We start from the raw sequence: 24,259 nt of genomic DNA, 5'->3' as shown, positions 1-24,259 counted from the left end.
CAGGAGGCACACCATGGAACCTTTAATGGGAGTGGCGATTGGCCTGCTGTACGCGACGGCTATTTTTATGATGTTGCGCCGCTCTATCGTCAAATTAGTGATTGGTCTGATGCTGCTCTCTAACGCCGCCAATTTACTGATTTTTACCACTGCAGGTATGACGCGAGGCGTGCCGCCACTGATTGCAGAGGGCATGATGTTGCCGCCCAGCGGGGTAGCCGACCCCTTACCCCAAGCTGTGGTACTGACCGCCATTGTGATTGCCTTTGGGGTGCTTGCCTTTGCCGTGGTACTGATTCGACGCGCCTACGAAGTTGTTAAGGCTGATGATCTCGATAAGATGAAGGATACTGATACGTGAGGCCCGAAGTTGCTCTTCCCGTCCTCTTGCCCTTGCTGACCGGGGCACTCTCCTTGTTGTTTTGGCGCTCGCGCCCCATGCAGCGTTTTTTGGCAGTGGCAGGCAATGTTGCGCTGTTAGTGGTTAGCCTGTGGCTGTTTGTAGCTACGTTGTCAGATGGCTATGTCACCATGCAGATGGGAAGCTGGCCTGCTCCCTTTGGAATTACCTTAATTGCTGACCTATTAAGCGCGGTGATGGTGTTGATGACCGCTATTATCGGTTTGGCAATGGGGATCTACTCGTTGGCCACCACTGGCCGCGGCCACGAAAAATTTGGCTACTACCCGTTAATGCATCTGCTGCTCGCCGGGGTGATGGGGGCCTTTTTAACCGGCGATATCTTTAACCTCTACGTATGGTTTGAGGTAATGCTGGTGGCTTCCTTTGCGTTGTTGATTCTCGGTGGCGAGCGCGCGCAAATGGAAGGGGCGATTAAGTACGTTACCCTGAACCTATTGGCATCGGTTATCTTCCTAACGGCGGTGGGGCTGCTTTATGGCATGGTGGGGACACTCAACATGGCCGATATTGCGCTGCGCATGGATGCAGCGGAACACACAGGCATGGTCGAAGTCCTTGCGGTCATGTTTATGGTGGCTTTTGGAATCAAGGCGGCTGCGTTTCCGCTGTTTTTCTGGCTGCCAGCCTCGTACCACACCCCGCCTGTCGCCGTTTCTGCATTATTTGCGGGGCTGCTCACCAAGGTGGGTGTGTATGCCATGTTCCGTGTTTTCACGCTGATGTTCGATCAAACCATGGGCTACCTCCAGGACATTATGCTCTGGGGCGCTGCATTCACTATGGTAACAGGCGTGCTTGGCGCTGCCGCCCAATATGAATTTAGGCGGATATTGTCGTTTCATATTGTCAGCCAGATTGGCTATATGATTTTGGGCTTGGCGCTGTACACACCACTCGCTATTGCCGGCGGTGTGTTTGCTATCGTGCATAACATGGTAGTGAAGACGAATCTCTTCTTGATCAGTGGTATCACCCACCGCTTGCAGGGGACCTATCAGCTCAAAAAAATGGGCGGGCTGTACCGGGAGCGTCCCTGGCTATCGGTAGCGTTCTTTCTTTCAGCCTTCTCGCTGGCAGGGATACCGCCGCTGTCAGGCTTTTTTGCCAAGTTTGTGATTGTGCGTGCCGGTTTAGAGATTGAAGCCTATTGGGTTACCGGCATCGCGCTGGCCGTGGGGCTAATGACGCTCTACTCCATGGTGAAAATTTGGAATGAGGTGTTTTGGAAGTCTCTCCCAGAAGATAATCACGTTCCTGAAACGACCACACCGACTGGCGATGACGGGCGGTTGCTAAAGCCCAGCCTGTGGATGATGTATTTGCCGGTAATGGTGTTGGCGCTATTTTCACTGCTCATTGGTGCGCTTGCAGAGCCGATCATGTGGGTAATGATGGGCATCGGGGATCAGCTTTTCGAACCTGCAGGGTATATTGAAGCGGTGCTTGGGGTGGCTGCCAGTGCAGACGATGTGCTGCTGGAACCACCCTCACCAGAGCCTAACGCCGAGGAGGAAGCGCCATGACCGGGGCCATTTGGAACCTGCTGCTAGGGCTCGCTTGGGTGTTGTTAAGCGGAGATTTCAGCGGGTTAAACCTTCTTGTCGGGTTAATATTTGGCTATATCACCCTGGTACTGATTGAGCCTCAGCTCGACTCTTTGAAGGGTTACCCGGCACGCGTGCCGCGCTTTATTGGTTTTATTGGTTTTTTTCTAAAAGAACTGGTTCAAGCTAATTTGCGCGTCGCTTTTGATATTGTGACTCCGCCTTGGCACATGAAACCAGGAGTTATCGCGATGCCGCTTTCCGCCCGGACTGAGATGGAAATTACTCTGGTAGCCAACCTAATTTCATTAACACCAGGAACGTTGAGCCTGGATGTGTCGGATGATCGTAAAGTCTTATATATCCACGCGATGTTTTTAGACAACGAGGAAGAGCTACGGCGCAACTTAAAAGAGATGGAGCACCGGGCTTTGGAGCTGTTTCGCTAATGGACACCGTTATTCTTATCAGCCAGGTGATTATGAGCCTGGCGCTTATCCTCACCTTTGTTCGTGTGGTGCGTGGGCCGAGTCTGCCCGACCGCGTCGTGGCGTTAGAGCTTTTTTCTACCACTGTGGTGGGGTTAGTTGGGGTTTACGCCATCAAATCTGACGTGGCTAGCTTTCTGGATGCCGCGATTGTAATCGCATTAATGGGGTTTTTAGCAGCCATTGCCTTTGCACGCTTTTTGGAAAGGGGAGGCCCGAGGGATGATTGACTTTATAAAGGGCACGCTAATCATCGGGGGGGCGCTGTTTATACTGCTCGCCTCAGTTGGGCTGCTGCGGCTACCCGATTTGTTAACCCGCATGCACGCTACCACCAAGGCTGCGGCGTTAGGCGTCATTTTAATTATGTTGGCGGCCGCTATGCACTTTGCTGAAGTAGGGATAGTGGCTCGTTCGTTCGCTATCATCGTGTTTATCCTGATGACCGCTCCGGTGGCGGCTCACGTGATTGGTCGCGCTGGCTACTTCGTCGGTTCCAAGCTGTGGAGTGGAACCGTAAAGGATGAGTTACGCCCCAACTATGATCCACTCACCCATGAGCTGAAAAGTGGCCTGGAAACTCAGGAAAACGCCAAGCGCCAACCCCGCGAGACTGACCCTGACTAGGTTCTGATTAAAGCTGGCCAAATCGCCAGTCAGTGCGTAACCGCCAAAGCCACCTTAGGGTGGCTTTTTTTGTGCCTAACGTAGGGAGCAGGTAGATACTCACTATTATTTCAGCCGAAGGAAAATGTGTACAATAAAAATAATGTACAATAATTGTACTGTATAAGATAATGCGTTCATGTTTTTACCATAAAACGCTAAAAATGTGATTAGACGTAAGTATGCGACGTAAAGGAAACCTGCCGCAAAAAACCTGTGTTGAATGCCAGCGACCGTTTACATGGCGAAAGAAATGGGCGCGCTGCTGGGATCAAGTGCGCTACTGCAGCGAGCGGTGCCGCCGTAGTGCGAAGCAGCCATAGCCTAAAGCACCAGCATCTATGTACCAGGCATCAAAGCACCTCTAGGAGGCTCAAGCATGAACAGCACGATTGATATTGTCTGGTTGCGGGACGACCTGCGTATTGCTGATAACCCTCTTTTTCACTTCGCAACCCCCCCTTGTTACCTGCTGTGCCTCTACGTACTGGACGAACAGTGGTTTTCTCCTTTATTTGACGGTGAATCGACACCGCGTATTGGGCCTGCTCGATTGCGTTTTTTATGGCAAAGTTTAATGGAGTTGCGTGGGGAGCTTCTGCAGCGCGGCAGTGACCTGCTGGTTCGTATTGGTAAACCCAGTGACGTAGTGATTGAACTGGCGTCTACGCTTAACGCACGCCAAGTCCGTGTTGCTGAACATGCAGGGGTTGAGGAAACGGCTCATATTCGGGCGGTTAAGGAAGGTTTGCCTCGTCAAACGGCATTTGACTGCATTGAGAGTGGACGCCTCATCGACCAGTCGGCACTGCCTTTCGCGCTTGAAGCGTTGCCGGCGAGCTTTTCTTCTTTTAGGCGCAGCGTGGAGAGTGAATGTACCGTCCCAGCCAGTGCTTGCGCCCCTGTCACACTGCCCCCGTGGCCTGAGGCGGCAAGGGGGTTTCCACCGCTCAAAGCCGTCTGTGAGCAGAGTGCTACCTGGCATCCCGATGCTCGTCAAGGTTATGCCTATAGAGGGGGGGAGTCCGCAGCACATGGGCGCCTGAAGGATTACTTGTGGCGTCAACAGGGCGGTGAAACGTATAAGAAAACCCGTAATGGGCTGCTGGGAGCAAATTTTTCAACCCGCGTTTCACCCTGGTTGGCGCGTGGCTGCCTGTCTGCCCGTCAAGTCTATGATGCGGTGAGGGTGTGGGAGGCTGAAAACGGGAGTAACGAATCAAGCTACTGGATTACTTTCGAACTACTTTGGCGGGAGTACTTTATCCGTGCCGCTCAGTTGGAAGGAGAGACGATGTTTGGCTCCCACCAAACTGACAGGCCGTGTGCCGCCTTCGACGCCTGGCGTAGTGGCACCACAGGACTGCCATTTGTGGATGCTGCCATGCAGGAACTTCGTCACACTGGATGGCTATCCAATCGCGCCCGCCAAAACGTAGCCAGCTTTTTGGTTAAAGACTTACATGTCGATTGGCGTTTAGGGGCGCTTTGGTTTGAGCACTGTTTGATTGATTATGACGTGGCCAGTAATTGGGGCAACTGGCGCTATATTGCTGGTGTTGGGCGCGATCCGCGCCAGGATCGCTACTTTAACGTGTTGAAGCAGGCAGGGCATTATGATCCGCAGGGTCTTTATGTTGCCCATTGGTTAAAGTCACTTGAAAAACTTCCCCATGGATTGGCACGGCATCAACCGTGGCGTGCCGACCCTTCTACGTTTGAAGCGCCTTGCGTTGAGCCTGAGCAGTGGGAGCGGTGGTTGATCCCTCGCAGTGAGTTTGACAGTTCAGCCGAACTGCCTGATGTGGCGAGCGTTATAAAGTAATCATCACCTTCTGCCAGACCCTAGTATCTGGCTCTTTTCTAGGCCATCATCCCTGGTATGCCAAGGACTGCCTAAGGATCGAAATAATGCCTCGTCATTTCTCTATTGGGCTGCGTTGTAGCCCGTTGCTGTGTGCCTCATTAATGGCCGTGTTAAGCACGCCGTTTGCAGCAAGTGTAGCGGTTGCGAATCCTCAACTGATGTCTGAAGTCGATACTCAAACTGCCACTGAGGTTAGCTATGCTAATTTTCAGCAGTGGCTGCGCGATTTTCGCCAGTATGCTTCGGAACAGGGAATCAGTGAGGCGACCCTAAGTAACGCTCTGGATGGTGTTCGCTATCGTGAACGGGTGATTGAGCTTGACGGTTACCAGCCTGAGTTTGTCCGCCCTATTTGGGAATATTTGGATACAGCCGTTTCATCCACGCGTATTAATAACGGGTTAGAAAAGCTAGCTGAACACCGCGAAACGGCTCAGCAAATGCAGCAGCGCTATGGAGTGCCAGCCGAAATCATTGTCGCCATTTGGGGCATTGAGAGCAATTACGGCAGTAATTTTGGCAATTTTTCGACCTTGGAGTCACTCGCCACGCTCGCTTACGATGGTCGGCGCCGTGACTTTGCCCGCGGTGAGCTGCTCGCAGCGTTACGGATTATTGATCAAGGGGATATTGCCGCTGATGAAATGAAAGGCTCCTGGGCCGGGGCCATGGGACATACTCAGTTTATCCCCAGCAGCTTCGAAGCCTACGCGGTAGATGGCGATGGTGACGGTCGGCGCGATATTTGGGGCAGCATCCCCGATGTAATGGCCTCAACGGCCAACTATCTTGACCGAGCTGGATGGCAGGCTAACCAGCCCTGGGGGGTTGAGGTACGACTGCCTGAAGGGTTTGATTACGCCCAGACCGAGCGACGCAGCAGCGATGAGTGGCGCAGTCAAGGCGTGCGGGCACAGCAGGGTGAATTACCGAACTTTGATAGTGCAGCTATTGTGATACCCGCTGGCGCGGATGGCCCCGCCTTTTTGGTAGGTGCCAATTTCCGTGCAATCCTACGCTATAACAATGCCACCAGTTACGCACTGGCCGTCGCCACTCTGGGGGATGCGATTGCCGGTCGTGATGGCATTCAACAAGGCTGGCCGCGGGATAAGGCGCCTCTGACCCGTGACGATGTTCAAGAACTTCAGCGCGCATTAAACCGTATAGGCTACCCAGTAGGTGGCGCTGACGGTGTTATGGGGCCCAACACGCGGGAAGGGTTGCGGAACTTTCAGCGTGATCAAGGGGTAATACCGGATGGGTTTGCGACCCAGGAACTGCTCGAGCAGCTGCGTCAGCGTTCGCAGTAAGCAGCGTTTAAGGTGCTTCTACTTTCCAAGGATGATGTTATGCAATTGATGGGTAAGATATTTCTTAGCAGTGTGGTATTAGGAGCCTTTCTGTCTGCCTCCACGGCGATGGCAGATGATGATCAGGTATTCGGCTGGGTTGAAAAAGCCACCCTACAACCCTGGGATATCGAAGTAAAAGCCAAGCTGGATAGCGGAGCATTAACCTCCTCACTAGACGCCCGCGATATAGAGATGTTTGAGCAGGATGACGAGGAGTGGGTTCGCTTTCGCTTGAAGCTTGAAGATCAGGCAAGTGGTGAAGTGTTTAGCGATCAGATCGAGCGCCCGCTCTATCGGGAACTATCCGTGCGTGGCGCAGGCGGCCGTGACGAACGCCCTGTGGTGCTGCTGGAAGTTTGTATGGGGGACACCATTTACGAAGAGCAGTTTAGCCTACGCGACCGTGAAGAGATGAACTATCCGCTGCTGCTTGGTCGCCGTACCATTAGCCACCTTGGCCTGCTGGATGTACGTGAAACCTTCTTGCAAGAACCCGGGTGCGGGGAAAACGCTGAGGTGGTGCCCCACGACCCGGAAGATGATCAGTCCTGATGCTCTCACTCGGCCTGATGCAATAAGATAAGGCTTAGAACAGCCGTGACAGAAGCGCAGTCACGGCTGTTTCAACCCGTAAAATACGCGGGCCAAGGTGCATACCCTCGCAGCCTGCCAGCATCAGTTGTTCTACCTCCCAAGCGATAAAACCGCCCTCTGGGCCTACCAGTAGCAGGGTGGGGTCACTTATGCCTCTTGGGCAGGCATTGGCCATGCCAGGATGCGCCACCAATCCGCGGCGTTGGCTTAGCAAAGCAGGTAGTTGCTGTTGCAAAAAAGGGCGGAAACCTTTGCTTAGGGTTACCGAGGGAAGCTGCGTATCACAAGCTTGTTCTAAGCCCAGCACTAAATGTTGGTGAATTTTATCAGGCCGTAACTCTGGGGATTGCCAGTAGCTCTTCTCGACCCGTTTAGTATGTAGCAGGGTGATCTCTTTCACGCCCAGTGCCGTCACATGCTCCAAGGTACGCGCCAACATACGCGGGCGGGGCAGGGCCAATACCAGATGCACGGGTAACGGCGGTGGCGGTGGCTCGTTGAGGCTCTCCACTTGGAAGTACGCCCGCTCAGCGGTGAGCTCTTTTAGCAGCGCCTTCCCCATGTTGCCGCCTTGAACTCCGACGGTTAGCAGGTCACCGGGTGACGAACGATGAACATCGCGAAGGTGTGTCAGGCGGCGTGGGTCGGTAATACAGACGTGGCCATCTTCAGTAAGATCGTTGGGATTGAGCAGAATCAAATTCATAATAGTGGTCTATTGGTCACAGAATTAGCGCAGTGCGGCTATCTAAACGATTAAGGTGGCTTGCATAGGCGCGTGGTGCAGGCACAATACCAGTAACGGGAATAAAAGCCCCTATCGCGTTTAAGGAGATGCGCCGTGCGCGTAATTCGCAAATATGCCAACCGCAGGTTGTACGATACTCAGCAGAGCCGTTATGTAACGCTTGAAGACCTGCGCCGTTTAATCATCGAAGAAGAGCCGTTTAGGGTGGAAGATGCCAAAAGCGGGGAAGATCTGACGCGCACTATTCTGCTCTCTATCATTATCGAGCAGGAGCAGGCCGATAGCGAAGCGGAAGTATTTTCAAACGATCTGCTGGCGCAGCTAATCCGTGTTTACGATATGACGTCACCGCTGCCGCTGTCGCGTTATCTCGAGCAAGGTACGCAGCTTATGTTGGAGCAGCAGAAACGGCTGCAGAGCCAGTGGAAGCAGGCAATGCGTAATACGCCGCTTGAATTTATGCGTGAGCTCGCCGAAGAGAACATGCGTTTTTGGCAAAAAACCTTGAATCAGCCAGAACAAAGCGATGAGCCGGGTGATGCTGAGCAGCATGAGAGCGATAGCAGCGAGGCCAACAAGGATAACAAACCCTCCTCCTGACCCCACTTGGTGCTGCGCTGTGGCATAATGCCGCCGATATACGCTCTCCCGTTTGAGAAGGATGCACATGAAGGTTTTGATGATAGGCGGCGGTGGTCGCGAGCACGCCCTGGCTTGGAAATTGGCGCAATCCACCCAGGTTGAGCAGGTCTTTGTAGCACCTGGCAATGCCGGCACCGCGACGGAAGCCAAGCTGACCAACGTAGCGATTGACGCAACGGATCTAGACAGCCTGGTCGCTTTTGCCCGTGATGAGCAGATTGGCTTGACCGTGGTGGGGCCGGAGGCTCCCTTGGTCGAAGGTGTTGTTGACCGTTTCCAAGCGGCCGGCCTAACTATCTTTGGCCCTACTCAGGCGGCCGCTCAGTTGGAAGGCTCAAAATCATTTACCAAAGACTTCTTGGCCCGTCACAATATTCCTTCAGCTGACTATCAAACGTTTACTGAAGTAAGCCCTGCGCTTGATTACTTAAGCAAAATGGGCGCGCCGATTGTGATTAAAGCGGATGGTTTGGCGGCGGGCAAAGGCGTCATTGTGGCGCTAAGTGAGGCCGAAGCTGAGGCGGCTATTCGCGATATGCTGGAAGCCAACGCCTTTGGCGGTGCGGGTGCGCGTGTCGTTATCGAAGAGTTTTTGGAAGGCGAAGAGGCGAGCTTTATTGTCATGGTGGACGGAGAGAGTGTCGTCCCCATGGCCACCAGCCAAGACCACAAGCGCGCCTACGATGGTGATACCGGCCCCAATACCGGTGGTATGGGCGCCTATTCGCCAGCGCCGGTGGTAACCCCCAAGGTTGACGCCCGCATCATGGAGCAGGTCATTCTGCCTACCGTGCGCGGCATGGCCGAGGAGGGCAATGCGTATACCGGGTTCTTATATGCAGGCCTGATGATCGACGCGGCGGGGAATCCCAAGGTTATTGAGTATAACTGTCGCTTTGGCGACCCTGAAACTCAGCCGATCATGCTCCGTTTAACCTCTGACTTCGCTGAGCTCTGTTTAGCGGGTGCCGAAGGTAAGTTGGCTGGGTTACAGTGCGAATGGGATGACCGTGCTTCGGTAGGGGTGGTACTGGCAGCCGGTGGTTATCCCGGTAGCTACCGCAAGGGTGATGTGATTCACGGTCTAGCCGCGGCGGAAGCAGCAGGCTGTAAAGTGTTTCACGCGGGTACTGTGCAAAATGACAAGGGTGAGATCACCACATCAGGTGGCCGTGTGCTATGTGTGACGGCATTGGGTGATAGTGTCTCAAAAGCGCAGCAGCAAGCGTATCAGGGCGTTAGTGCCATTCAGTGGGATGGTGTCGAGTATCGTCGTGATATCGCCTTCAGGGCGATTGCCCGCGAGGAGTAAGCAAGCTTACGCTGAACGGATACCCCGATTAATCAGTGGCTTCCTAATTCACTGACGAGGAAACAGGCATGGAGCGTGTCAAGCTGGACTTTCCCGCTGAGGCGGTCATTCATCGTCATCCTATGACGGTGCGGATAACCGATATGAACTACGGCCGCCACTTGGGGCATGATGCGTTGGTATCGCTGCTCCACGAGGCGCGTATTCAAGCTTTCGCGGCACTGGATCTGCCTGAGTGGGATATGCACGGGTACCCTTCGGTAGTCGCTGATCTCGCCGTTCAGTATCAAAGCGAAGCGCGCTGGCCTGATGAGTTAAGGATTGCTACCGCTGTACCTGAGCCGCAAGGTAAATCATTAACGATCTATCAGCGTATTTATCAGTTGGATTCTCAGCAGGTAGTCGCCACCGCACGGGTGAATCAGCTACTGATTGATCTTGCTAGTGGACGTCCTGTCGACGTGCCTGAGCCGGTTAAACAAGCGCTTTCTCGCGCGAGGTGTGGCTGATGTCTCGCGAGTATCCGATTATTGCGGTAACCGGCTCCTCAGGGGCGGGTACCACCACCGTACGGCGCAGCTTTGAGCGCATGTTTTTGCGCGAAGATGTGCATGCAGCAATGGTCGATGGCGACGCCTTTCACCGCTATACACGCGATGATCTGCATCGCATCTTCCGGGAGGAGCCGGAGCGCAAAGATGAGCTTTCGCATTTTGCCGTAGAGGCGAATTTGCTGGATCGCCTTGAAGGGCTGTTCAGTGAGTATGGCGAGCATGGTTCGGGTACTTTTCGGCACTATATCCACGCTGAAGATAAGCAAAAAATTGAAGCAGGCTGTCGGGTAGGTACTTTCACCGAGTGGCAGTCGCTGCCCTGCGGTACCGACCTGCTGTTTTATGAAGGCTTGCATGGTGGGCTGGTCACTGAGGAGTATGACATTGCCCGCCATGTGGATCTGTTGGTCGGTGTAGCGCCGACCATGAATCTTGAGTGGATTCAAAAGATCGACCGTGACACCAAGCTGCGTGGCTACTCACAAGAAGCGGTCATTGACACTATTCTGGGTCGGATGGATGACTATGTGCGTTATATCCAGCCGCAGTTTTCGCGTACTCACATCAATTTTCAACGTGTACCCACCGTCGATACCTCTAACCCCTTTGAAGTGCAGGATATTCCCACCGATGCAGAGTCATTCGTGGTCATCCGCTTTCGGGATCCTTCTACCGTCGATTTCCCTTGGCTGCTGGCGATGATAAAGGACTCGTTTATGACCCGCCCGCATACGTTGGTCGTGCCGGGAGCGCGGATGTCGCTGGCAATGGAGCTAATACTTGCTCCTCTCGTTCGACATTTGTTATCGCAACGGCGCTTTCGCTAATTGTGGCGAGAAAACCGTTAGGTGCAAAAAATAATGGAGAGCTGTATGGATTGTCTGTTTTGCAAAATCATTAACCGTGAAATTCCCGCTGATATCGTTTACGAAGATGACCACGTGTTGGCATTCAATGATATTAACCCTCAGGCACCTACTCATCAGCTAATCATTCCTAAAAAGCATATCGCTACGCTCAATGATATCGATGAGGCCGATCTTGCCTTGATTGGGCGACTTCAGTTTACCGCTGCCAAGCTTGCTCGCGAGCAGGGCTTTGCGGAAGATGGTTACCGCGTGGTGATGAACTGCAACGAAATGGGCGGCCAAACGGTCTACCATATTCATATGCATTTAATGGGTGGGCGTGCATTCACCTGGCCTGCCGGTTGAGCTCAGCAGGCCGCTATCGCAAGTCAACGGAGTGTTGCCATGGATCGTCAACAGAGTCGTTCAGACCGCTTGATACATCAGTTTGATATCGCCTTACGAACGCTGATGCCCCATGCGGCCTCGTCCCAGTGTACCAGCCCTGGCGAAGGAGTCGCTGAGGGAGTGCTTGATGATCAAAAACGCCGTCATGCGGCGGGCTTAATGCGTATTAACCATACCCGTGAAGTGTGTGCCCAAGCGCTTTATCAAGGGCAGGGTGTAACCGCTAAACTTCACCATGGGCGTCACCAGATGGAGCAGTCGGCGCAGGAGAAGATTGACCATCTCGCCTGGTGCGATGAGCGCCTGGAGCAGTTGCAGAGTCGAACGAGCTACCTAAACCCGCTGTTTTATATTGCTTCCTTTGGCGTGGGTGCGGCAGCGGGTGCGGCCAGTGACCGTATTAGCTTGGGCTTGGTCTCTGCGACCGAAGAGCTGGCAGGCAAGCATATTGATGCACACCAGCAGGCGCTACCTAGTGGCGATAACCGCTCACGCGCCATATTGAGCCAGATGGCCGTGGATGAAGCCCACCACGCTCAGCTTGCCTTAGAAGCAGGAGGCGTTCGTTTTCCGGCGCCGGTGAAGTGGGGTATGCGTCTGGCCTCTAAGGCGATGACTAAAAGCGTCTATCATCTCTAATACGGATTCACGAAGCAAAATGGACTATGCGCTGTTTTAAGGAAATGGCTGCCAAGGAGAGGAGTAAGGAGATGCTAGGTAATGCGGTGCTGTTTTTGATTATTGCAATCATCGCGGGAGCGGTCGGTTTTTCTGGTATCGCCGGGGCGGCTTCCTCCATTGCGCAAATTTTGTTTGTGCTGTTTGTGATTTTGTTTCTTGTGTCTCTTTTTACAGGCCGCAGGCGTTAGGGGATTACGCTGGCGCCAGTGCAATTACAAACTAAAAGGCCCCGCAGAGCGGGGCCTTTTGCTGTCAACATGATGCCAATGACTAGGCGTCAATGCGCTTATACTTCATGCGCTTAGGCGTATCGTTACCCACCCGCTTTCTATGATCCTCTTCGTACTCCGCGTAGTTGCCTTCAAACAAGACCACTTCAGAGTCACCCTCAAAGGCCATAATGTGCGTGGCGATCCGGTCAAGGAACCAGCGATCGTGAGAGATCACCATGGCGCAGCCAGGGAAGGCTAGAAGTGCGTCTTCGAGTGCCCGCAGGGTTTCGATATCCAGGTCGTTGGAGGGCTCATCGAGTAGCAAAACGTTAGCGCCTTGCTTAAGCGTTTGAGCAAGCTGTAAACGGCCGCGTTCACCGCCAGAAAGCTCCGACAAGCGCTTCTGCTGGTCGTTACCTTTAAAGTTAAAGCGGCCCACATAGGCGCGTGAAGAGACTTCGTAGCCGTTGATATTAAGGATGTCCTGGCCATCGGAAACAGCCTCCCAAACGGTCTGTTTGTCGTCCAAGGCGTCGCGCAACTGCTCGACGTAGGCGATGTCGACCGTTTCTCCGACCAGGACTTCGCCCTCATCCGGCTGCTCTTTGCCGGTAATCAGTTTGAAGAGGGTCGATTTACCCGCACCGTTACCGCCGACGATGCCGACAATCGCACCTTGGGGAATGGTGAAAGAGAGGTTCTGGTAGAGCAGCTTGTCATCGAAGCGCTTGGCTACATCACGAAACTCAATGACGTTATCGCCCAGGCGTGGGCCAGGCGGAATATAAATCTCATTGGTCTCATTACGTTTTTGGAAGTCGCCTGACTGCATCTCTTCAAAGCGGTTAAGACGCGCTTTGCTTTTTGCCTGGCGGCCCTTAGCGTTACTGCGCACCCACTCAAGCTCTTGCTTGATGGCCTTCTGACGCGAGGCTTCCTGTTTGGCTTCTTGATTTAAGCGCTGATCTTTCTGTTCCAGCCACTGGGAGTAGTTACCCTCAAACGGGATTCCCTGGCCACGGTCAAGCTCAAGAATCCATCCTGCCACGTTATCCAGGAAGTAGCGGTCGTGGGTAATCGCCACGACGGTACCGTTGTAGTCGTGAAGAAAGCGTTCCAGCCACGCCACCGACTCTGCGTCAAGGTGGTTGGTTGGCTCGTCAAGCAGCAGCATATCAGGGCTGGAAAGCAGCAAGCGGCAAAGTGCTACACGGCGTCGCTCACCGCCCGATAGATTGCCTACCTTGGCCTCCCAGGGAGGCAGACGCAGTGCTTCCGCAGCTACTTCAAGCTTGCGCTCCAGGTTGTGCGCATCGGCGGCTTCGATAATATTCTCAAGGCGTGCCTGCTCGCTGGCCAGCGCATCAAAGTCGGCGTCGGGTTCTGCGTAGGCTGCATACACCCCATCCAGCTTCTCCTGCGCCTGTTTAATCTCCCCTAGCGCTTCTTCGACGGTGTCGCGGACGTTTTTCTCGTCGTCTAGTTGCGGCTCCTGGGGAAGATAGCCAACATTGATGCCGGGCATCGGACGAGCTTCACCTTCAAACTCTTTATCGACACCGGCCATAATGCGCAGCAGTGTGGATTTACCCGAACCGTTAAGCCCCAGCACACCGATTTTGGCGCCCGGGAAAAACGAGAGCGAAATATCCTTGAGAATTTGCTTTTTGGGCGGCACTACTTTGCCGACCCGGTTCATGGTGAAAACGTATTGCGCCATGGAGATCCGTTAAGTTGATGAAAAGAATAAAGCGACAGCAGCGGGCTACTGGCTCTTATTACAGACTCGTATTACTGACCAGAGAGTGATGATAGTGGTCTGCGCCAGGAAAGGCTAGGAACGTATAGCAAGCCAGGCCCACTCAGTTGCTGAGAAGGCCGAGCTACTCAAGGTTTACTCTTCTTCGTCCCAGTCGTCTTCAATGGCGCGCTGGAGTCGGCGCTCTTCTAACCATGCTTCAACTTGGCGTCGCGCACGTAAGCTGTCTGCTTTGCTTGGTTTGCTTTTACCGTAGTGGTCATCATTGACGGCGTCTAAGCTTTCAAACTCGTCTGAGTCGAGTGCTTCGTTGCCTAAGGTTTCATGACTTAGGGTCTCACGACTTAGGGGATCACGGCTCATGTGATGTCCTCCAACCCAGCCGGCGTGCCGGCGAAACAACGGCTTCACACGAGTGCATATGCAGTTCAAAACACATGCTATCCGAAACGTGAAGCGCCTAGCGCAGTTCAAGCGCCTTGCCGCTATATAACGCCAGTTGGGATGAAGTTCAAGCTTTATAGTTTTTTTTAGTGAGAAAGTTAATGATCAGCTGCCTTACCGCTGCTTTTGTAACTCCGCAAGTGCTAGCTGGGCCTCTACACGCTCCGTCACATCTTTTTGCACACCGATGTAGTACATCAGCTCATCAGCTTCGTCATAGACCGGCGTGATAGACAGTTCATTCCAAAACATGGTGCCGTCTTTACGGTAATTACGCAGTACTTCTCGGGAAGGGTGGCCATCTTTAAGCGCATCCCGAATAGCGACTAGCGCATCCTGGTCACGGTCTTCGTTTTGTAAGAAGCGGCAGTCGCGATACAAAATTTCATCCGCACTGTAGCCCGTTAAGCGCTCAAAGCCTTTGTTGACGTAGATGAGGATATTTTCATCCCCCTCCTGTTCGGCAACGACAATGCCGTCTTCCGATGCGTCAACAATACGTTCAAGCAGCTCCGGGCTGATCAAAGGGGATCGTTTCATCAAGTGGTTCCTGTTGCAGCTCCAAGTCCTTTCCATGATTCTCAGCCGTTTCTACGCCTGTGAACCTTCGGAATGTCCAGTCACTTATTATAGGTAGCATAGCAAATGCGCCAACGCATCACTGCTATCTGGCCCTATCATGGCGAGCGTTGCCATGCATTGCAATCGTGAACGCTAGCCTAACGCCAGCGGGCTTATTGAAAATAGCCTTGTGTTTCATATTGCTTGCCAGCGGCATACTACTCGACTTCGGGTAATTGATGCGCGCTTAGAATCGCTCCGACGGCGGTAGCCGCCAGAATGAGCAGTAATACTCCGCTACCAAACCACTGTGCAAAGGCGCCAATGAAACCACCTACGAGCAGCATTAATACGCCGGTTAAGGTGTTTGATAGGGCAACGTAAAGTGCACGATTGTCTTGGCTTGCCATATCGACGAGATAGGTTTTACGTCCTAATCGCACGCCGTGGTGCACAATGACGAGCAGGGCATAAATCGTTGCATAGGGCCATATGCTGTGCGTCCATTCACCGGGGAGCCAAACCAGGCTGGCGGCCAATAAGCAGCAAATAGTGGTGCCCATCGCTGCATCGCGCATCACACCTCTGCTCGACTGATCTGCGCGTTTTCCCCATACCGGGCTAGCTACCATGGCAGCGAGTCCCGATACCACAATCAGTATGCCCAGTCCCCCCAGGTCAGTGCCGCTTTGGTTCTGCCCGAGAAGAGCGATATAGGGAAGAGCCAGAGCGCTTGACAGCAGGAGTGCCCGCGCAACATTGAAGTGTAAAAAAGTGCGGTCATCTTTCAGCAGCGAGAGCCCCAGTTTAATACTGTCCCAGCCGTTCTCTCCTCCCTCTATCGCTCCCGCGGCTTCTTGAATGCGCGCGGCAGCGATGGCATTCATTAGCCAGCCGCTGGCGGCTATGGCTAGCAGTATTGCCACTACTACATTGCCGGGGCGGCTTTCAAACAGCATGAGCACCGCTCCAGCTGCCAACGTCGCGCCGCCGGCAATACTGCCGCTCCAGCCCATTAACGTGCCACGGCGACGCTTGGCAATGGTTTTACCCAGCACATCTTTTGTGGCAATTGAGGATAATCCACGTGCTAGCGAAAGCAGAACTAGCGCTGCGAGCACTAGCGCACCGCCCAGGGTGCCGGTGGCGAATAACGCTAATACGGCAAGCGCTAAGGCAGCGAATGCTTGGGTCAGTGCGCCGGCTACCCACACCCATTTGCGCCTGGGCTTTAACCGGATAAACCCAGCCACAAAAATTTGTGGCAACAGGGCGCCTGACTCCCGGATGGGAACCAGTAGGCCTACCATCCATACGGGGGCGCCAATGATGCCCATCAGCCAGGGTAAAACCAAGCGTGCGCTCGACAGCTCGTCAGCCAACTTATTGCCCAAAGAGGCCCAGACATGAAGAAAAAAATTGCGCGGTTGTTCGTCGCAGGCGCTTTCAGGTATGTCGTCGCACATGCGGCTGTCGTCATCGCCCGTTAGCCACTCATACAGACGAGTTTGCGAAACGTTATGTTTGGCCATCGGGGCTCCTTTTTAATCCACCTATCTCAGGCTAACTCAAAATGACAGAATGCCTTCTTAGGATGCCATATTAATTTGACTCAGAGGTCAGGATGTCACGTGTTCAAATCCGTTATTGCACTCAATGCCAATGGTTGCTGCGTAGTGGCTGGTATGCGCAGGAACTGCTCTCAACCTTTGGTGAGGGGTTAAGCGAGGTTTCGCTAGCCCCTTCCCATGGTGGTACGTTCGAGATCTGGTGTGATGAGGTGCTGTTATGGGAGCGCAAGCGCGATGGTGGATTCCCTGATATCAAGCTTCTCAAGCAGCGTGTACGCGACCAGCTGGAGCCAGGTCGCGATTTAGGACATATCGACCGATGAATCAGGATCGGCAAGCAATTCTGTTTGGTTTAGGGGCCGTTGCATTATGGTCGACGGTGGCAACGGCCTTTAAAGTAGCGCTCGCTTGGATGACTCCTCTAGAGCTGATGTGGCTTGCAGCGCTCGTTTCCTGGGCACTGATGGGGGCGCTGGTCATTAAGCAGGGAAATATCGCCACAGCGCTACGCAACGGCTGGAAGACAGCAGCCTGGGCAGGGCTTATGAACCCTGTGGCCTATTATTTGGTGCTCTTCGCCGCCTATGACCGCCTCCCTGGGCAGGAGGCGATGGCTTTGAATTACACTTGGGCCTTGGCGATGGCGTTTTTGGCGGTGCCATTACTGGGGCAGCGCTTGACGCGTATGGATATTGCAGCAGGGCTCGTCGCCTACGCTGGCGTGTGGGTCATCGCTACACGCGGCGCGGTTTTTAATGTCTCTTTCGCCGACCCGCTAGGGGTCGTGCTGGCACTTGCTTCGACGTTGCTATGGGCGCTTTATTGGCTACTTAATGCGCGTGATCGACGCCCACCGCTCGTTGGTCAATGGCAAAATTTTAGTGTAGGCCTGCCTGTATTGTCCCTATTGTTACTGCTCGGCCCTGGTTACCAATGGCACGGTTGGCCTGCTTTTGGTGCTGGAGTGTATGTGGGGCTATTTGAAATGGGGGTTGCGTTCATTCTATGGCAGTTGGCAGTGCATAAGGTGTCGCGTACGGCAAAAGTCTCCAACCTGATTTTTCTCTCACCTCCAGTATCGCTGCTGTTACTTTTCCTGGTCGTTGGAGAGCCTATTTTGCCTTCGACGTTAATTGGGCTAGTGCTGATACTGCTGGGTCTAGGGCTGCAGCAAACCCAGAAGAGCGAACAATTCTGAATATTTTTTTGTGTTTTAGTGATGTTCTTATTGTAATTTTTTGTGACATTTGGTTTTATGTCCTCAGAATGAGTAGGAAATTAACTAAATTAGGCTAAGCTCGGCTGATTAAGTTTTAACTACCACTAACTTAATTCAAAAATTGGGCGCTCGTAGGGATATAGGCTCACTTAGCGATAAGGTTTCGCGAGCTGATGCTTGATGCAATAGCGCAACATGGCTCAATGGGCCACACGAATAATGCGCTGTGTGCGATGAGTGCCATACTTTAGGGAACGCTGACGATGAACAAAAATGCCGTATCGAGACTCAAAAAAATCTTCTGTCACCATGTGTTCAAGCCGCTGACAGTGACCACGTTAGCGTGTGTCCCGCTTACGGCGTTAGCGCAGTCTCTTCCCGCTAGCCTCTACGCACCAGGCTCCACCGATCTTCCCAGTACGATTCAGCAAACGATCATTACGAACCCCGATGTCAATGCTGCTTGGGCGAACTTTAGCGCTTCCGGTAGCGATGTCAGGGTCGCAAAGGGTAATTATTTGCCTTCGATCGATATCTCTGCAGGAGTGGGGCGTCAAGACCAGCAAAATGATGGACGTGGAAGCTACAGCAGTGACTTTGCGGAACTTACACTCACCCAAATGGTGTTTGATGGGTTTGCCACCCGTAGTGAAGTAGAGCGGTTGGATCGCACTCGGTTGATTGCCTATTTTGAGTTGCTGGGCGCAAGTGAAGAAGTGACGCTGGAAGCCTTCCGAACGTATCTTGATGTGCTTCGCTACCGCGAGATGGTGCGTTTAGCACAAGATAATTACCGCGAGCATCAACGGGTGTTCTCGCAAATTGAAGAACGCGCCCTTTCCGGGGCAGGGCGTGGCGTTGACCTGGAGCAAATCAGCGGCCGTTTGGCGTTAGCTGAATCTAACTTGATGACCGAGGCGTCGAACCTACACGATGTAACGGCGCGCTATCAGCGTATCGTCGGCGAACTTCCTCCCCAGAATATGTCGCCTGCACCTAGCTTGGCCGCTGACCTGCCCACGGATGTTAACCAAGCTGTCGAAATGGCATTTGAAGGGAACCCAGATTTCCATGCCGCGATTGAAAATATTGCTGTGCAACGTGCCGAGCAAGGGGCTGCTAAAGCCGCCTTTATGCCCCGCCTTGATATACAGGGGCGCACGGGAACCAATAATCAAGACGACTCAATAGCTGGACGCAGTGACGAGCACAGTATTCAATTGGTTGCTAGCATGAATCTCTATCGCGGTGGTTCTGATAGTGCAGCGTTTGATGCGGCGGCCACGCGGATTGAGCAAGCCGTCAATCAACGTGAGGCGGCTTGTACAAATGTTCGTCAAACTACTCAAATTGCCTATAACGATACTCAGCGCTTGGAAGAGCAACTGAGCTATCTAAATGAGCATCGTCAGTCGATTAACCGAGTTCGCGGGGCTTATCAGCAGCAGTTTGATATTGGCCAGCGAACGTTGTTGGACGTGCTTGACAGTGAAAACGAATATTTCGAGGCCAGCCGAGCCTTCGCAAATGCTGAGTTTGATTTAACCTTGGCCCAAGCGCGTACGCTAGCTGCAATGGGGCAACTTATGCACACTCTTGAAGTGGTGCGCGACGATATTCCTAGCCTTGCCGAACTTGGCTACGACGATATAACGCTTAGTAATGAGATGGCCTGTGGAACGGAAGGGCCTCGTGGCTTTAATTTAGAAGACTTTACGCGCGGTATTTCTTCGTTACCCACTCACTCTGATACGCTAACGTCGTCTTATGCCAACAATGAGCAGCTAACTATGATTTCCCAGTAGCTGCAATTGGGCCACGAGGATGCGCTGGTCACTAACGGCTAATGTGTGTGAATAGTCTCTGTACTGAAACAGAGTTATTCGTCGTTTGGCGGCGATGGATTAGCGGCCTCCGCTAATCATAGGGGAAATAGATGCCTACATAGGCATTAGGGGAAAGAGGTCTTTGTGACACAAACCAAGCTGGAAAGGCCGACCGCTGCAAATGCTGGCGAGCAGCCATTAGGCGATGAGTTACTCGAATGTTTGAAAGCGGTAGCCTCATTTCATCAGCACGAGGTGTCATCAGAGGCCCTTAGAGCGGGCTTACCCTTGGAGGAGGGTAAGCTGACGCCTTCCGTCTTTGGTAGGGCCGCTACCCGTGCCGGGCTGACGTCGCGGATTGTTAAAAGCAAGCTGTCGGCACTAAACCCTGCACTATTTCCCGCTATTCTCTTGTTGGAGCCGGGTAGGGCGTGTGTGCTGTTAGGGATTGATCTCAAGCAGCAAAAAGCAAACGTCATCTTTCCTGAGCTATCTGAATCAAACGTTGAACTGCCTCTTGAAGAGCTGTATGCGGGCTATAGCGGCGAGGCTATTTATGTCCGCCCTAAGTTTCTCGCCGATAATGCCTCTGAACCTGGGGTCAAGAAGCGTCGCGATCAGCACTGGTTTTGGGGCGTTATTCGCGAAAACAGACCTCTCTATCGCGATATCGTGCTCGGGTCGGTGGCCATTAATGTGTTTGCCATCGCCATGCCGCTGTTTGTGCTTAACGTTTATGACCGGGTAGTGCCCAATCAGGCAACGGAAACGCTCTGGGTGCTCGCGATAGGCATCTTTATTGTGCTGTGCTTTGATTTAGTGCTCAGGCTAATGCGCAGCAGCTTTGTCGATTTGGCCGCTAGCCGGGCGGATGTGAAGCTCTCTTCCTCTATTATGGCCAAAGCATTAGGTTTGCGTTTAGAAGAGCGTCCCGCATCAACCGGGTCGTTTACCTCGACGCTTCAATCCTTTGAATCGGTGCGCGCCTTTATTGGTTCTGCGACTATTTTGGGCATTGTCGACCTTCCATTTGTACTAATGTTTGCGGCGATTATCGCGCTGATTAGCCCTTGGCTAGTCCTTCCGGTATTGGTGGGCATTGTATTTGTGCTGCTTTACGCCCTGGCTGCTCAGGGAAAACTTCATGAGCTTTCGCAAACTACCTGGGAGGTTGGCGCACAGCGTAACTCGCTGTTGGTGGAATCGATTTCTCAGTTAGAAAATGTTAAAGCGCTGCGGGCAGAAAGCCGGATCCAGCGCCACTGGGAAAAATCATCGGCCTTCCTTTCCCGTACCGGCGCGCAGTTAAAAATGGTCAGTACCTCGGTCTCCAATGTGGCCCAGTGGGCGCAGCACAGCGTGGCGGTCTGCGTCATTATTGTCGGTGTTTATCAAATTATCGAAGGCAACCTCACCCAGGGCGGGTTGATTGCCGCCTATATGCTCTCTTCACGGGCGATGGCACCTATCAGTCAGGCAGCGGCGCTGCTGGCGCAATACCATCAATCCTCAACGGCGCTTGATTCACTCAACGCAGTAATGGACAAAAAGGTAGAGCGCCATGAGGGCAAAGCTTATGTAGAAAAGCCCAGCTTCGTTGGCAATATTCGTCTTGAGAAAGTCACTCTTCGCTACCCCAATGAAGAGCGTGAAGCGCTGAAGGATGTATCGATAACGGTCAAAGCCGGTGAAAAAGTAGCCCTGCTTGGCCGCATTGGTTGCGGTAAATCTTCATTAAATAAATTAGTGCTGGGGTTTTATCAGCCAACGTCGGGAGCGGTGCTGGTTGATAACGTGGATATTCGTCAGTTAGATCCACTGCAGCTACGCCGCCATATTGGCTATGTTCCCCAGGACGTTAGCCTGTTTTCAGGGTCACTGCGGGATAATATTGTCGCGGGTGGCGGTAGTGACCGCGTTGATGACGAGGCGTTGCTGCGTGCAATTGGTTTGGCGGGTTTGGAGTCCCTTGTTAATAGCCACCCCCATGGCGTGGATCTGCAAGTGGGCGAGCGCGGCCAAGCGCTTTCCGGTGGACAAAAACAGTCCGTCGCTATCGCCCGTGCGCTGGTGCAGGATCCGCCTATTCTGCTGTTGGATGAACCGACAAGCTCTATGGATAACGCCAGCGAAGAGGCATTTAAAGCCAACCTGACAAACGTGGCTGCAGGAAAAACGATTCTGGTGGTGACGCACCGCACCTCGCTCCTCTCATTGGTCGACCGAATTATAGTCATGGACGCCGGCAAGGTTGTGGCTGATGGGCCGCGGGATACTGTGGTCGAAGCATTGCGCAAAGGCCAGATCGGGAGGGCATCGTGATGGCGCGCAAATCCTCTTCTACCTCCGAGCAAAAAGGCTTTGATGCCATTGGCCGTTTCTCAGAAAAAGGCCAAAAGCCATTTCGCCCTTTTATGGATCGGCTGTTTGCCAAGCGTGTCTCTTCCGCCCACTTAAACCGTGATTGGGCAAGCGATACCGACTGGGCGCGTATGCAGCAAGAGCCCATTCGTGCACGGCTATTCCTGTATACCGTTTTGCTGACCGTGGTGGCGCTTTTAGTGTGGGCGTATTTCGCCTCTATCGATGAAGTGACCCGCGGAGCGGGGCGGGTGATCCCCGCCAGCCAGTTGCAGCGTATTCAGTCGTTTGACGGTGGCGTTATTGAACAAATCTTTATTCGCGAAGGACAAATTGTTGAAGCAGGGGAAGTGCTGATGCAAATTGACCCGACTCGTTTCGTTTCGGATTTTCGTGAAAACCGTGCTCAGCGCTATGCACTTCAAGCACGCGCTGAAAGGCTGCGAGCATTGGCAACAGGCACTGCGTTTGAGCCTTCCGAAGAGCTGCGCCAAGAAGTGCCAGATATTGTGGCCCAGGAGCGCGAGGTTTATGAGAGCCGCCGCGAAGAGTTGCGTGAACAGGAAAATGTACTTAATGACCGTATTCGTCAGCGTCGGGAAGAGCTGCGAGAGGCACAAGCTCGCCGCGATACAGCTCAACGTGAGGTCAATATGGCCAGTCAGGAGCTTAACTTGACGCGACCATTGTTGGCTTCGGGGGCTGTCTCGGAAGTAGAGGTGTTGCGCCTGCAGAGGGATGTGTCCAGCGCTACAGGTGAGCGTAACCAGGCTGATGCTGCCGTTTCACGGCTTGAAGCCGCTGTCGAAGAAGCCGAGGGTCAACTGCTGGAGCTAAGCGCCGAGCGTCGGAGTGAGTGGCGGAATGACCTTGCGCAAACGCTCGGTGACTTAAACGCATTACAGCAATCGGGCACAGGGCTGCAGGATCGCGTTCGATTGACCGAAATTCGTTCGCCGGTTGACGGCATCGTTCAGCGTATCCACATCAACACCATCGGCGGGGTTGCCCAGCCAGGGCAAGAGGTTGTTGAAATCGTGCCTACTGACGACCAGTTGCTGGTTGAAGCACGCATCGCCCCGCAAGATATCGCCTTTTTGCATCCAGGGCAGCCTGCGACTATCAAGCTCACGGCTTACGATTATGCCATTTATGGTGGCTTGCAGGCTGAGCTTGAGCGTATTAGTGCCGATACCATTACTGATGATGACGGCAATACCTTCTATCAGGTTCGAGTGCGCAGTTTAGAAAACGAAAATGTCGCCGATAGACTACAAGTAATCCCTGGCATGACGGCGCAGGTGGATATAGTAACCGGCAAGCGCACAGTGATGCAGTTTATGCTGAAGCCTGTTTTAAGAGCGTGGCGTGATTCCATGGGGGAACGCTGATGAAGCATTGGTTTATTACCACCGACGGTAACTTGAAAGCGCGTTGGAAAAAAGCATTTGATAATGTAGCTTCATCAGACCCTGAGTCGGTTCTTCAATCGGCGCAGCCAAACGACTTGGTATGGCTCTCCACTACGGTAGAAAATTGGCCACAGTTAGTCCCTTTAGTTGTTGCTGAAGGGGCTGTTGCAGTCATGCTCAGTTATGCGCCGAATGACCGAGAAGCGCTTAGAGCTTTAGATCTGGGGGCGCGCGGCTATGTCCACTCTCTGGCCGCACCTGAGTTGCTTAAGCAGGTGGCCTTGGTGGTATCCAATCAAGGCGTATGGGTAGGTCAAGAGCTTCTGGCCAAGGTGCTTGGTGGCTCGTTTAAAGCATTACAGCAGCGCAATCAAGGTGGATCATTTCAGCATGGTGAATATCTTGAACTGCTTACCGAGCGCGAGCGGGGTGTGGCGCTTGCCGTTGCTCGTGGTGCTACTAATAAAGAGGTGGCGAGGCAGCTCGATATTACGGAGCGCACCGTAAAGGCACATTTGAGCGCCATTTTTAAAAAATTTGCCGTGCGAGATCGCTTACAGCTTATTCTTAAGCTAGCGCCTGTTGCTGAACAGTTAAGCTCTTAGTATAGCTATCAACATAGTGTTAATTAGTTGTCGCTGCGTTACAAAATGAGGCCTAAATGGCCTCATTTTTTTGTCCATCGGTACAATACTTTTTAATTGCCTACTCCCCTAGGATGGATTCATATACCGCTAATCTCGCTAGTGCTAACTCGCTAGGC

27 protein-coding genes are annotated in these 24,259 nt (G+C 53.1%); 22 read left to right on the top strand and 5 right to left on the bottom strand.

What is annotated here, in order from left to right:
• Nucleotides 1–13: 13 nt before the first annotated feature.
• The 9 genes from ACFIOZ_RS14305 to ACFIOZ_RS14265 all read left to right on the top strand — a co-directional run bounded on the left by ACFIOZ_RS14305 (nucleotide 14) and on the right by ACFIOZ_RS14265 (nucleotide 6,896).
• The gene (locus tag ACFIOZ_RS14305) at nucleotides 14–361 is read left to right on the top strand and encodes a Na+/H+ antiporter subunit C (RefSeq protein ID WP_386078940.1); all 348 of its coding nucleotides are present in this window, start codon (nucleotides 14–16) and stop codon (nucleotides 359–361) included.
• Nucleotides 358–1,947: a Na+/H+ antiporter subunit D gene (locus tag ACFIOZ_RS14300; protein ID WP_386078937.1), complete on the top strand. Its 1,590-nt coding sequence runs from the start codon at nucleotides 358–360 to the stop codon at nucleotides 1,945–1,947. Before ACFIOZ_RS14305 ends, ACFIOZ_RS14300 begins: the two co-directional genes overlap by 4 nt.
• Nucleotides 1,944–2,417: a Na+/H+ antiporter subunit E gene (locus ACFIOZ_RS14295; RefSeq protein WP_088699089.1), complete on the top strand. Its 474-nt coding sequence runs from the start codon at nucleotides 1,944–1,946 to the stop codon at nucleotides 2,415–2,417. Before ACFIOZ_RS14300 ends, ACFIOZ_RS14295 begins: the two co-directional genes overlap by 4 nt.
• The gene (locus tag ACFIOZ_RS14290; protein WP_008958995.1) at nucleotides 2,417–2,686 is read left to right on the top strand and encodes a monovalent cation/H+ antiporter complex subunit F; all 270 of its coding nucleotides are present in this window, start codon (nucleotides 2,417–2,419) and stop codon (nucleotides 2,684–2,686) included. Before ACFIOZ_RS14295 ends, ACFIOZ_RS14290 begins: the two co-directional genes overlap by 1 nt.
• Nucleotides 2,679–3,083: a monovalent cation/H(+) antiporter subunit G gene (gene mnhG, locus ACFIOZ_RS14285; RefSeq protein WP_308337987.1), complete on the top strand. Its 405-nt coding sequence runs from the start codon at nucleotides 2,679–2,681 to the stop codon at nucleotides 3,081–3,083. The genes ACFIOZ_RS14290 and mnhG overlap by 8 nt, the downstream gene beginning before the upstream one ends.
• Nucleotides 3,084–3,304: 221 nt before the next feature.
• On the top strand, nucleotides 3,305–3,445 hold the full coding sequence (locus ACFIOZ_RS14280) for a DUF2256 domain-containing protein (protein WP_386078932.1): 141 nt from the start codon (nucleotides 3,305–3,307) through the stop codon (nucleotides 3,443–3,445).
• Between the two features lie 56 nt (nucleotides 3,446–3,501).
• Nucleotides 3,502–4,947 carry a DASH family cryptochrome gene (locus ACFIOZ_RS14275; RefSeq protein ID WP_386078930.1) on the top strand — a complete coding sequence of 482 codons (1,446 nt, stop codon included), beginning with the start codon at nucleotides 3,502–3,504 and terminating at the stop codon, nucleotides 4,945–4,947.
• 86 nt (nucleotides 4,948–5,033) lie between these two features.
• Nucleotides 5,034–6,302: a lytic murein transglycosylase gene (locus ACFIOZ_RS14270; protein ID WP_386078928.1), complete on the top strand. Its 1,269-nt coding sequence runs from the start codon at nucleotides 5,034–5,036 to the stop codon at nucleotides 6,300–6,302.
• A 48-nt stretch (nucleotides 6,303–6,350) separates the two neighbouring features.
• Nucleotides 6,351–6,896: an ATP-dependent zinc protease gene (locus ACFIOZ_RS14265; RefSeq protein ID WP_386084085.1), complete on the top strand. Its 546-nt coding sequence runs from the start codon at nucleotides 6,351–6,353 to the stop codon at nucleotides 6,894–6,896.
• 34 nt (nucleotides 6,897–6,930) lie between these two features.
• Here ACFIOZ_RS14265 and ACFIOZ_RS14260 read toward each other — a convergent pair whose 3' ends face one another.
• Nucleotides 6,931–7,644, bottom strand: coding sequence for a 16S rRNA (uracil(1498)-N(3))-methyltransferase (locus ACFIOZ_RS14260; RefSeq protein ID WP_386078926.1), 714 nt, complete (start codon nucleotides 7,642–7,644; stop codon nucleotides 6,931–6,933).
• Between the two features lie 135 nt (nucleotides 7,645–7,779).
• On the opposite strand from ACFIOZ_RS14260, the gene phaR reads away from it, so the two are divergent.
• From phaR to ACFIOZ_RS14225, 7 genes are all read left to right on the top strand, one after another.
• The gene (gene phaR / locus ACFIOZ_RS14255; protein WP_386078923.1) at nucleotides 7,780–8,286 is read left to right on the top strand and encodes a polyhydroxyalkanoate synthesis repressor PhaR; all 507 of its coding nucleotides are present in this window, start codon (nucleotides 7,780–7,782) and stop codon (nucleotides 8,284–8,286) included.
• 67 nt (nucleotides 8,287–8,353) lie between these two features.
• Nucleotides 8,354–9,640: a phosphoribosylamine--glycine ligase gene (gene purD, locus ACFIOZ_RS14250; protein ID WP_386078921.1), complete on the top strand. Its 1,287-nt coding sequence runs from the start codon at nucleotides 8,354–8,356 to the stop codon at nucleotides 9,638–9,640.
• Between the two features lie 68 nt (nucleotides 9,641–9,708).
• Entirely contained in the window at nucleotides 9,709–10,149 is a 441-nt protein-coding gene (locus tag ACFIOZ_RS14245) for an acyl-CoA thioesterase (RefSeq protein WP_386078918.1), read from the top strand.
• Nucleotides 10,149–11,021 carry a phosphoribulokinase gene (locus tag ACFIOZ_RS14240; RefSeq protein ID WP_035584077.1) on the top strand — a complete coding sequence of 291 codons (873 nt, stop codon included), beginning with the start codon at nucleotides 10,149–10,151 and terminating at the stop codon, nucleotides 11,019–11,021. The genes ACFIOZ_RS14245 and ACFIOZ_RS14240 overlap by 1 nt, the downstream gene beginning before the upstream one ends.
• Nucleotides 11,022–11,066: 45 nt before the next feature.
• Nucleotides 11,067–11,408 (top strand): histidine triad nucleotide-binding protein, encoded by a 342-nt coding sequence (locus ACFIOZ_RS14235; RefSeq protein WP_386078915.1) that lies wholly within the window; start codon nucleotides 11,067–11,069, stop codon nucleotides 11,406–11,408.
• A gap of 39 nt (nucleotides 11,409–11,447) precedes the next feature.
• Nucleotides 11,448–12,089, top strand: a complete 642-nt coding sequence (gene coq7 / locus ACFIOZ_RS14230) for a 2-polyprenyl-3-methyl-6-methoxy-1,4-benzoquinone monooxygenase (protein ID WP_386078912.1) — start codon at nucleotides 11,448–11,450, stop codon at nucleotides 12,087–12,089.
• A gap of 71 nt (nucleotides 12,090–12,160) precedes the next feature.
• Nucleotides 12,161–12,319 (top strand): DUF1328 domain-containing protein, encoded by a 159-nt coding sequence (locus tag ACFIOZ_RS14225; RefSeq protein WP_386078909.1) that lies wholly within the window; start codon nucleotides 12,161–12,163, stop codon nucleotides 12,317–12,319.
• 82 nt (nucleotides 12,320–12,401) lie between these two features.
• On the opposite strand, the gene ettA is transcribed toward ACFIOZ_RS14225, so the two are convergent.
• The 4 genes from ettA to ACFIOZ_RS14205 form a co-directional block, all read right to left on the bottom strand.
• Nucleotides 12,402–14,063, bottom strand: a complete 1,662-nt coding sequence (gene ettA, locus ACFIOZ_RS14220; protein ID WP_386078907.1) for an energy-dependent translational throttle protein EttA — start codon at nucleotides 14,061–14,063, stop codon at nucleotides 12,402–12,404.
• Nucleotides 14,064–14,237: 174 nt separating this feature from the next.
• Nucleotides 14,238–14,465 carry a PA3496 family putative envelope integrity protein gene (locus tag ACFIOZ_RS14215; protein WP_386078905.1) on the bottom strand — a complete coding sequence of 76 codons (228 nt, stop codon included), beginning with the start codon at nucleotides 14,463–14,465 and terminating at the stop codon, nucleotides 14,238–14,240.
• 195 nt (nucleotides 14,466–14,660) lie between these two features.
• Nucleotides 14,661–15,086, bottom strand: coding sequence for a PAS domain S-box protein (locus ACFIOZ_RS14210; protein WP_386078903.1), 426 nt, complete (start codon nucleotides 15,084–15,086; stop codon nucleotides 14,661–14,663).
• Between the two features lie 239 nt (nucleotides 15,087–15,325).
• Nucleotides 15,326–16,639 (bottom strand): MFS transporter, encoded by a 1,314-nt coding sequence (locus tag ACFIOZ_RS14205; RefSeq protein ID WP_386078900.1) that lies wholly within the window; start codon nucleotides 16,637–16,639, stop codon nucleotides 15,326–15,328.
• Between the two features lie 92 nt (nucleotides 16,640–16,731).
• On the opposite strand from ACFIOZ_RS14205, the gene ACFIOZ_RS14200 reads away from it, so the two are divergent.
• The 6 genes from ACFIOZ_RS14200 to ACFIOZ_RS14175 all read left to right on the top strand — a co-directional run bounded on the left by ACFIOZ_RS14200 (nucleotide 16,732) and on the right by ACFIOZ_RS14175 (nucleotide 24,101).
• Nucleotides 16,732–17,001, top strand: a complete 270-nt coding sequence (locus ACFIOZ_RS14200) for a SelT/SelW/SelH family protein (RefSeq protein WP_386078898.1) — start codon at nucleotides 16,732–16,734, stop codon at nucleotides 16,999–17,001.
• Nucleotides 16,998–17,876 carry a DMT family transporter gene (locus tag ACFIOZ_RS14195; RefSeq protein WP_386078896.1) on the top strand — a complete coding sequence of 293 codons (879 nt, stop codon included), beginning with the start codon at nucleotides 16,998–17,000 and terminating at the stop codon, nucleotides 17,874–17,876. Before ACFIOZ_RS14200 ends, ACFIOZ_RS14195 begins: the two co-directional genes overlap by 4 nt.
• A gap of 284 nt (nucleotides 17,877–18,160) precedes the next feature.
• Nucleotides 18,161–19,702 (top strand): TolC family outer membrane protein, encoded by a 1,542-nt coding sequence (locus tag ACFIOZ_RS14190; RefSeq protein ID WP_386078894.1) that lies wholly within the window; start codon nucleotides 18,161–18,163, stop codon nucleotides 19,700–19,702.
• A gap of 165 nt (nucleotides 19,703–19,867) precedes the next feature.
• The gene (locus tag ACFIOZ_RS14185) at nucleotides 19,868–22,045 is read left to right on the top strand and encodes a type I secretion system permease/ATPase (protein WP_386078892.1); all 2,178 of its coding nucleotides are present in this window, start codon (nucleotides 19,868–19,870) and stop codon (nucleotides 22,043–22,045) included.
• Complete coding sequence (locus ACFIOZ_RS14180) at nucleotides 22,045–23,475, top strand: HlyD family type I secretion periplasmic adaptor subunit (RefSeq protein WP_386084083.1); 1,431 nt, start codon at nucleotides 22,045–22,047, stop codon at nucleotides 23,473–23,475. The genes ACFIOZ_RS14185 and ACFIOZ_RS14180 overlap by 1 nt, the downstream gene beginning before the upstream one ends.
• Nucleotides 23,475–24,101 (top strand): response regulator transcription factor, encoded by a 627-nt coding sequence (locus tag ACFIOZ_RS14175; RefSeq protein WP_386078889.1) that lies wholly within the window; start codon nucleotides 23,475–23,477, stop codon nucleotides 24,099–24,101. The genes ACFIOZ_RS14180 and ACFIOZ_RS14175 overlap by 1 nt, the downstream gene beginning before the upstream one ends.
• Nucleotides 24,102–24,259 lie beyond the last annotated feature (158 nt).

Source organism: Vreelandella sp. F11, from assembly GCF_042466685.1.
Taxonomy (GTDB): Bacteria; Pseudomonadota; Gammaproteobacteria; order Pseudomonadales; family Halomonadaceae; genus Vreelandella.
This window is presented reverse-complemented; position numbering and strand designations above follow the sequence as displayed.

Coding starts and splice junctions, on each gene's coding strand:
- ACFIOZ_RS14240 (WP_035584077.1), top strand. CDS start 10,149: ATGTCTCGCGAGTATCCGATTATTGCGGTAACCGGCTCCTCAGGGGCG.
- ACFIOZ_RS14290 (WP_008958995.1), top strand. CDS start 2,417: ATGGACACCGTTATTCTTATCAGCCAGGTGATTATGAGCCTGGCGCTT.
- ACFIOZ_RS14195 (WP_386078896.1), top strand. CDS start 16,998: ATGAATCAGGATCGGCAAGCAATTCTGTTTGGTTTAGGGGCCGTTGCA.
- ACFIOZ_RS14180 (WP_386084083.1), top strand. CDS start 22,045: ATGGCGCGCAAATCCTCTTCTACCTCCGAGCAAAAAGGCTTTGATGCC.
- ACFIOZ_RS14190 (WP_386078894.1), top strand. CDS start 18,161: ATGAACAAAAATGCCGTATCGAGACTCAAAAAAATCTTCTGTCACCAT.
- ACFIOZ_RS14265 (WP_386084085.1), top strand. CDS start 6,351: ATGGGTAAGATATTTCTTAGCAGTGTGGTATTAGGAGCCTTTCTGTCT.
- ACFIOZ_RS14235 (WP_386078915.1), top strand. CDS start 11,067: ATGGATTGTCTGTTTTGCAAAATCATTAACCGTGAAATTCCCGCTGAT.
- ACFIOZ_RS14270 (WP_386078928.1), top strand. CDS start 5,034: ATGCCTCGTCATTTCTCTATTGGGCTGCGTTGTAGCCCGTTGCTGTGT.
- ACFIOZ_RS14210 (WP_386078903.1), bottom strand. CDS start 15,086: ATGAAACGATCCCCTTTGATCAGCCCGGAGCTGCTTGAACGTATTGTT.
- ACFIOZ_RS14275 (WP_386078930.1), top strand. CDS start 3,502: ATGAACAGCACGATTGATATTGTCTGGTTGCGGGACGACCTGCGTATT.
- ACFIOZ_RS14215 (WP_386078905.1), bottom strand. CDS start 14,465: ATGAGCCGTGATCCCCTAAGTCGTGAGACCCTAAGTCATGAAACCTTA.
- ACFIOZ_RS14245 (WP_386078918.1), top strand. CDS start 9,709: ATGGAGCGTGTCAAGCTGGACTTTCCCGCTGAGGCGGTCATTCATCGT.
- ACFIOZ_RS14280 (WP_386078932.1), top strand. CDS start 3,305: ATGCGACGTAAAGGAAACCTGCCGCAAAAAACCTGTGTTGAATGCCAG.
- coq7 (WP_386078912.1), top strand. CDS start 11,448: ATGGATCGTCAACAGAGTCGTTCAGACCGCTTGATACATCAGTTTGAT.
- ACFIOZ_RS14200 (WP_386078898.1), top strand. CDS start 16,732: ATGTCACGTGTTCAAATCCGTTATTGCACTCAATGCCAATGGTTGCTG.
- ACFIOZ_RS14260 (WP_386078926.1), bottom strand. CDS start 7,644: ATGAATTTGATTCTGCTCAATCCCAACGATCTTACTGAAGATGGCCAC.
- mnhG (WP_308337987.1), top strand. CDS start 2,679: ATGATTGACTTTATAAAGGGCACGCTAATCATCGGGGGGGCGCTGTTT.
- ACFIOZ_RS14225 (WP_386078909.1), top strand. CDS start 12,161: ATGCTAGGTAATGCGGTGCTGTTTTTGATTATTGCAATCATCGCGGGA.
- ettA (WP_386078907.1), bottom strand. CDS start 14,063: ATGGCGCAATACGTTTTCACCATGAACCGGGTCGGCAAAGTAGTGCCG.
- ACFIOZ_RS14175 (WP_386078889.1), top strand. CDS start 23,475: ATGAAGCATTGGTTTATTACCACCGACGGTAACTTGAAAGCGCGTTGG.
- ACFIOZ_RS14205 (WP_386078900.1), bottom strand. CDS start 16,639: ATGGCCAAACATAACGTTTCGCAAACTCGTCTGTATGAGTGGCTAACG.
- ACFIOZ_RS14305 (WP_386078940.1), top strand. CDS start 14: ATGGAACCTTTAATGGGAGTGGCGATTGGCCTGCTGTACGCGACGGCT.
- ACFIOZ_RS14295 (WP_088699089.1), top strand. CDS start 1,944: ATGACCGGGGCCATTTGGAACCTGCTGCTAGGGCTCGCTTGGGTGTTG.
- purD (WP_386078921.1), top strand. CDS start 8,354: ATGAAGGTTTTGATGATAGGCGGCGGTGGTCGCGAGCACGCCCTGGCT.